The 6,203-nt window shown below is 69.8% G+C and carries 9 protein-coding genes; 3 read left to right on the top strand and 6 right to left on the bottom strand.

Going from position 1 to position 6,203, the window contains the following annotated elements; genetic code table 11:
- A partial coding sequence (locus OP18_RS61645; RefSeq protein WP_033367869.1) for a ricin-type beta-trefoil lectin domain protein occupies window positions 1-616 on the top strand: 616 nt, incomplete at its 5' end.
- Between the two features lie 86 nt (window positions 617-702).
- Here the strand turns inward: OP18_RS61645 and OP18_RS50305 are convergent.
- The 3 genes from OP18_RS50305 to OP18_RS50300 all read right to left on the bottom strand — a co-directional run bounded on the left by OP18_RS50305 (window position 703) and on the right by OP18_RS50300 (window position 3,087).
- Window positions 703-2,181 (bottom strand): cellulose binding domain-containing protein, encoded by a 1,479-nt coding sequence (locus OP18_RS50305; RefSeq protein ID WP_081971849.1) that lies wholly within the window; start codon window positions 2,179-2,181, stop codon window positions 703-705.
- Between the two features lie 157 nt (window positions 2,182-2,338).
- Entirely contained in the window at window positions 2,339-2,512 is a 174-nt protein-coding gene (locus OP18_RS58455) for a hypothetical protein (RefSeq protein ID WP_156090376.1), read from the bottom strand.
- Between the two features lie 38 nt (window positions 2,513-2,550).
- Window positions 2,551-3,087 carry a hypothetical protein gene (locus tag OP18_RS50300; RefSeq protein WP_156090375.1) on the bottom strand — a complete coding sequence of 179 codons (537 nt, stop codon included), beginning with the start codon at window positions 3,085-3,087 and terminating at the stop codon, window positions 2,551-2,553.
- Window positions 3,088-3,702: 615 nt separating this feature from the next.
- Between OP18_RS50300 and OP18_RS50290 the strand changes: the two genes are divergently transcribed.
- Together OP18_RS50290 and OP18_RS50285 are read left to right on the top strand one after the other, a co-directional pair.
- Entirely contained in the window at window positions 3,703-4,002 is a 300-nt protein-coding gene (locus OP18_RS50290; RefSeq protein WP_052388582.1) for a recombinase family protein, read from the top strand.
- Window positions 4,003-4,145: 143 nt separating this feature from the next.
- Window positions 4,146-4,919 carry a DinB family protein gene (locus tag OP18_RS50285; RefSeq protein ID WP_033367865.1) on the top strand — a complete coding sequence of 258 codons (774 nt, stop codon included), beginning with the start codon at window positions 4,146-4,148 and terminating at the stop codon, window positions 4,917-4,919.
- A gap of 57 nt (window positions 4,920-4,976) precedes the next feature.
- Here OP18_RS50285 and OP18_RS50280 read toward each other — a convergent pair whose 3' ends face one another.
- The 3 genes from OP18_RS50280 to OP18_RS62830 all read right to left on the bottom strand — a co-directional run bounded on the left by OP18_RS50280 (window position 4,977) and on the right by OP18_RS62830 (window position 6,021).
- Window positions 4,977-5,375, bottom strand: a complete 399-nt coding sequence (locus OP18_RS50280) for an MmcQ/YjbR family DNA-binding protein (RefSeq protein ID WP_033367863.1) — start codon at window positions 5,373-5,375, stop codon at window positions 4,977-4,979.
- A gap of 245 nt (window positions 5,376-5,620) precedes the next feature.
- Window positions 5,621-5,809 (bottom strand): hypothetical protein, encoded by a 189-nt coding sequence (locus tag OP18_RS61640; protein ID WP_245635816.1) that lies wholly within the window; start codon window positions 5,807-5,809, stop codon window positions 5,621-5,623.
- Entirely contained in the window at window positions 5,722-6,021 is a 300-nt protein-coding gene (locus OP18_RS62830) for an SDR family oxidoreductase (protein ID WP_389253168.1), read from the bottom strand. The genes OP18_RS61640 and OP18_RS62830 overlap by 88 nt, the downstream gene beginning before the upstream one ends.
- Between the last annotated feature and the right edge of the window lie 182 nt (window positions 6,022-6,203).

The raw sequence follows: 6,203 nt of genomic DNA, 5'->3' as shown, positions 1-6,203 counted from the left end.
CATCATCGGCACGGCGACGTTCTACCAGTACTGGAGCGTCCGGCAGAGCAAGCGCACCGGCGGCACCATCACCACCGCCAACCACTTCAACGCCTGGGCGCGCCTCGGGTTGAACCTCGGCACGCACGACTACCAGATCCTCGCGACCGAGGGGTACCAGAGCAGCGGCAGCTCCAGCATCACCGTCAGTGAGGGCCCGGTCGTCGGTCCCACCTCCTCGACGCCGTCTGTTCCGTCGAGCGGTGGCAAGCGGATCGTCGGTGCCCAGTCCGGCCGGTGTATCGACGTGCCGAACGTGTCGCACACCAGCGGCACGCGGGTGCAACTCTACGACTGCCACGGCCAGAGCAATCAGCTGTGGACGCAGACGGCAAGCCGGCAGCTGACCGTGTACGGCAACATGTGCCTGGACGCCGCTGGGTCCGGCAACGGCTCGGCGGTGCAGATCGCCAACTGCAACGGGCAAGCCAACCAGCAGTGGAACGTCAACAGCAACGGCACCATCAGCAACGGCCAGTCCGGCCGCTGCCTGGACGTCTGGGGTACCGCCAACGGCCAGCAGGTGCAGATCTACGACTGCCACGGCCAGGCCAACCAGCGCTTCAGCTTGAACTGACCCGATGCGCTGAAGCGGCGACGGCGGGGTGGTGGCGACCATGCCACCACCCCGTTGCCATGGTGCGGACGAGCCGCAGCGGGCGGCTACCAGCTCAGCGGCAAAGTGCCGATGAACGTACCGAGCCGATCGGCGATGAGCTGGTCGTCACGGGTGGAGAAGTGCCAGTCGCAGCCGAGGCGGTCCAGGCCGGTTTCGTCCAGGGGCCAGTACCGGACCCGGCTGTCGCCCGCGCCGGTGCGCTCCTGCACCACCTGCTGGACGTAGCTTCCGAACGGGTTGCTGCCGACGGCCACGATGGTCGTGTCGGCGCCGTAGCGGGTCCGCAGCTTCTGCAGGAAGGCGGCGTAGGCGGTGCGGTAGGCGGCGACGAGGCTGTCCGCCGTCCACGGCTCACCGGGGTTGACGGCGGTCGAGAAGTCGTTGGTGCCGAGGTAGACCACCACGAGCTGGGGCCGCCACGGGCCAGGGTTCCACACGTCGCCGGCGACGCTCAGCAGCGCCCGGTCGTAGAAGGTCCGGTAGTCGGTGCCCGGGTCGCCGCCGTTGTAGTTGCGCACCATCCCCCTGCCGGAGATCGCGTTGATCTGGTAGTCGGCGAAGAGCCGGCGGGCGGTCAGCGCGCCGTAGCTGAGATCGGTGTTGGTGGTGCGGGCGACCCGGTCGCCGGGGCAGTCGCGACCGCTGGAGGTGTTGCCGTACCCGGCGGTCAGTGAGTCGCCGATGAACTCGATCTGCCGGGTCCGGGCGGCCGGCTTGGCGAGGATCGCGCCGCCCGCGGCGGCGACGAAGCCGCCGAACTCGCTGATGCCCCACGGGCTCTCGTTGCGCTTGACGAGGCGCACGGTGTGCTCGGCATCGCTCAGGCCGTTGACCCAGCGGGTCGTCCGGCCGGGCAGCACGACGGTGCCGGCCGGCGCGCCGTCGACCTGGATGTCGTAGTCGGCGTTGGGGTCGTTCAGCACGATCCCCACCCCGGTGCCGCGGAACCGGCCCTCGAAGTAGATGCCGGGCCAGCTGTACTGCACGGTGTTGCCGCTGGCCTCGACCCGGCCGGCGGTGTGTACCCGGGACAGCACGTCACCGGGCGGCTGGCTCGACGAAGGGCTGCCCGACGGGGACGCGCTGCCCGACGGCGGGGTCACACCGCCGGTGCACGTCGTCCCGTTGAGCGCGAAGCTTGCCGGGGCCGGGTTGCTGCCGTTCCAGGAGCCGTTGAACCCGAAGCCGGCGCTGCCGTTGGTCGGCAGGCTGCCGTTCCATGCCACGTTGCGCGCCGTCACGGCTGATCCGCTCTGGGCCAGCGTGGTGTTCCACGCCTGGGTCACCTGCTGGCCGGCGCCGAAGGACCAGCTCAGCGTCCAGCCGGTGAGCGGGTCGCCGAGGTTCCTGACCTCGATGTTGGCGCCGAACCCGCCTGGCCACTGGGAGCTGATGGTGTACGTGACGGAGCAGCCGGCGGCCGCGGCGTGCGCGGCGACCGTGACAGCGCTCGCCGTGCCAACCAGTAAGGTCGTGGCGCTCACCGCGACGAGCATCCGGGTGTGGGACGAATGCGCGGGCATGGTTCTCCTCCGGGGCCGGCAATGATCGAAGCATCGCCATGCATGGTGCCCCACCGGCAGCGCACCGGCAGTTCACCACCGTCGATGCCATGGCATTGTGGCGTCAGTCATGGAAACTTTCACGGACAGCGACCCGCGGCGCCTTGATCTGGCAAGGTCAGGTACCCTTTGGCTGGGCGTTGCGGTTCGGACCCAGTGCGATGAACCACCGGCCATCGTGGCGATAGAGCCAGAGCCGGTCGCTGTACGGGGAGCCCTCGACGGTGCCGGTGATGTCCACCGGCCGCTGGCTGTCGGACTCGGTCGCCCCGATCGCCGTGCCGGTGACCACGAGCCGCCCCGCGGACCCGAGACGGTGGGGTGCCTGCGTCAGCGTGGGGCGACCGTGGGCGCGGGCCGACGGACCTCCGGGACGCCGCGGGCGCGCAGCGCGGCCGTCACCGCTGCTGGGCCGCTCGGGAAGAGCCCGACCTGCACGGGATAGCCCCGCCGCCCGCCGCGCGTGCGCATCCGAGGCAGCTGACCCTCCGCGTCCTGCAACGCGGCCACCGCCGCCGGGTGCGGGACGACGTCGAGGTTGGCAAAGACCGACCGACCGCGGACCGTCGCCGACTCCACGCCCGACCACGGAATCAGGACCGCCCGGGCACGGGTCGTACCGATCTCCACGCCGGCGGCGGACAGCCGGACCCAGTGCGGGCTGCGGATCAGTATCCCAACCAACACGCCGAGGACGGTAACGAGTGGAACGACGAACTGCGGAAGGATGACGAAGTCGACGGTGCGGCCGACCGACCAGCCGAGCAGCGCCGCCAGCCCCACGTAGAACCCGGCGGCGCACAGCCAGCCGAGGACCGCGAGGACGGCGTAGCACGCAACGACCCGGCCCGTGGAGCCACGAAACAAGACAGCGTCAGGCGCTGGCGGCGGCGGGATCACGCCATCATTGTGAGGACACCGTTCGCCCCGTGGGGACCCGCGCCCCGTTCAATTCGAAAGAAAAGGCCAGGCGTCCCGACGACAGGACGGCCGTCCGAGTCGAGCGCAATGCCTGCACTGGCTGCCGGACAGGGCGGGTTGGACTCCAGTCCCCAGCAAAGTCGCGATAGGTGTCCGGCTTGAGGTGGCTGGTGTAGACGCGCCCGTGCTGGAGGCAACAGGGCGGGCAAGGCCGGTTCAGAAGATCATCAAGGTGCTCGACGCCTTTGATCGCTTCCGAAGTAAGACATGCCCGCATCGCCATCAATGCTGATCGCCTCGCTGTCCGCCGCACCGCCCGGGCTCTCCACGCAGGAGCCGGTCTTCAACTGTACGAACATCACTCGCTCAGCCCTGAACGACATCTTCCAGCGGGTCACCTCGGGACGCATCGCCATTACGCGCGGTGCGGACGGCGAACCGCTGCGGTCGCGCGGGGATCGAGGAGGAGCGCACCGACGTCGGGCACGGCTATCCGGGCATTGAGCCGGGCGAGGTCGGCAGGACCGTCGAGGCCGCACTTGCACGTTGCCGCGAGCTGTCGTGGCCCAGCTCATAACCAGTGACGACATGTGGGGAGAGCTGGTCTTCACCGTGTTCGCCGCCACCGCCAAGTTCCAGCGCCAGCAAATCGTCAAGGGCACCCGCGAGGGACTCGACGCCGCCCGGGGTCGGGTCGGCGGACGCCCCCGCGCGCTGAACGCCGAGCAGATTGCCGACGCGGCTATGCTGCTGCGCGCCGGACAGACCCAAGCCGCCGTAGCCGGCAAGCTTGGCGTCTCGCGTTGGACCCTGAGGCGATCTCTGGAAACCGACTCGGACGGGGCCGCCGCGGCGGGCTGATCACCTGGCCGCTGGGGTGACTGTGGTCTGCCGAAGCCGGACGCAGGTGGCGCACGCGGGCCGGATGGCCCGGTTGCCGGGTTCAGTGGTCGTGGTCGGTGGGCGGGGCGGCGGGCAGGAGCAGGATACGGGAGACTGTCCCGATGCCTGCTGAGTACACCCAAAGTGACCAGTTCCGTGGTGCCCGCATCCACCTGTGCGACCTCTCCGGCCTCGAGATTCGCGATTGCGACGTCACCGGCCTGAAGATCGTGGACTGCTACGGGGGCAACGTCTCCCTCGGTGGCGGCTTCGAGCGTGTCGTTGTCAACGACGTCGACGTGACCGCCTACGTCGAGGCCGAGCTCGACCGGCTGCATCCCAACCGGGTGCTGGCCCGTGAGGCCACGTCCGCCGCCGAATACCGGGCCGCTTGGGATGCCATCGAGAAGCAATGGGAGGATACGCTCGACCGTGCCAGGCGCCTACCCGAGGCGAAGCTGCACGAGCAGGTCGACGGCGAGTGGTCGTTCGTCGAGACGCAGCGGCATCTGCTGATGGCCGCCGATGCCTGGATCGGCAACGCCGTGCTCGAGGAGGACGCGCCGTACCACCCGTTGGGCATTCCTGCCGGCGGGATGCCGGCCGAAGCATCGGCGAAGCTCGGACTCACCCTCGATGCCACCCCGACGCTCGACGAGGTACTCGCGCCGCGGCTGGCCCGCATGGCCACGATGCGCCGGGTCGTCGACGGGCTCACCGAGGCCGAGCTCGACCGGGTATGTGGTCGCAAGCCGGCCGACCCCTACCCGGACAAGGACTACGTCGTGCGCCGCTGCCTCACGGTGGTGTGCAAGGAAGAGGCCGAGCATCACCGGTACGCGGTCCGCGACCTCACCGTGCTCGAGGCCGGTGCCCGAACCTCCCACCGTGAATAGGAATGTTTCTCAGCACCGAACCTGGATGAGCGGCAACGCGGGGAGGTAGCCGGCGGTTCATCCACCTGCCTTCAGCCGGAACGCGAGGCGGCGGGGCGCCTGCACTCGATAGCTGTCCGTCACCAGCTCGGCAACCTCGACCCAGTCCGTCTCGTCGTCCAGCACCATTCCCACGACATTCACACCCCAGTCGGCCCGGAAGAACGGAGGGCCGGCATGCGCCAGCGCGGCCAACTCCCCGGGCGGCGCCCGGAAGGTCATCAGGATGGCCGGATCGTCCGTATCGATGTACGCCGACCGCCTCCCGTCGGTGGTGTAGACGTGCAGGAACGTCCGCCGGCGAATCCGCCACCGCAGGCCGATCCACGCCGGCTCCTCGTACGCCTCGGGCAGCTCCCCGCAGATCACCCGGAGCCGGCCCACAACGGCGGGTGGAACGTCCGCGATGTCGCTCATCTGTACCTCCCGTGCCCATCCTGCCCGCCGGGTAGGACATCAGCACATCAGAGTCTCCGGGGTTGGCGGGGCCGCGCCGACGTCATAGGACTATCGGGCCCAGCTCGGTGACGACGCTGGCAAAGGGTCGGATGAGACCGGTTTCGGCGGCGGTGCGCCAGACAAGCGCGAAACGGGCGAGTGGTGCGTCGCGGATGAGCGGGTAGGCGATGCCGGGTGTGGCGCCAGGCGTCTGGCTCGGGCCGTCACGGGTGCGATGGCCTCGCCTGCATCGCGACGACGACGTCGTAGCCGGAGTTGCCGAGCACGATCCGGTGCGGCGGAACGGGTGCGTTCATCGCGCTGATCACGGCCCGTACTCCGCGCACAGGGTCACCCGCCTGCTCGCCGTCATGGTCCACGAACGCCGCCTTGACGCCCTCGACCATCGGCACGTAGGCGTCTCGTCCGGGGCCCCCTCGACCGAGCCGAACCAGCCACGGCCCGCGTTGTTGACGAGCACGTCGATCCCGCCGAACCGCTCCTCTGCCGTCGTGACCGCCGCACGCACCTGCTCGGCATCAGTGACGTCGAGCTGGAGAACCAGCACCCGGTCGCCGTACGGCTCAGCCCATTCCCGCAGCTCAGCGGGGCGACGCGCGGTCACCACGACTTGATCGCCCTGTCCCAGTGCGGCCTCGGCGCTCCCGCGCACGCCGCGCTGCGCGAGCGGTTCACCGGCGCCGCCGCCCAGGGACTGCTCAAGGTGCCGGCGGCCGACGCCGCCGAACAGGTGCTCGCCGCCAACGTCGGCATCACACTCACCTTGATCAGCCAGCCGGAGCCGGA

Source organism: Dactylosporangium aurantiacum (assembly GCF_000716715.1).
Taxonomy (GTDB): domain Bacteria; phylum Actinomycetota; class Actinomycetes; order Mycobacteriales; family Micromonosporaceae; genus Dactylosporangium; species Dactylosporangium aurantiacum.
Note: the sequence above shows the minus strand (reverse complement) of the source record. Positions and strands in the feature narration are given on the sequence as shown.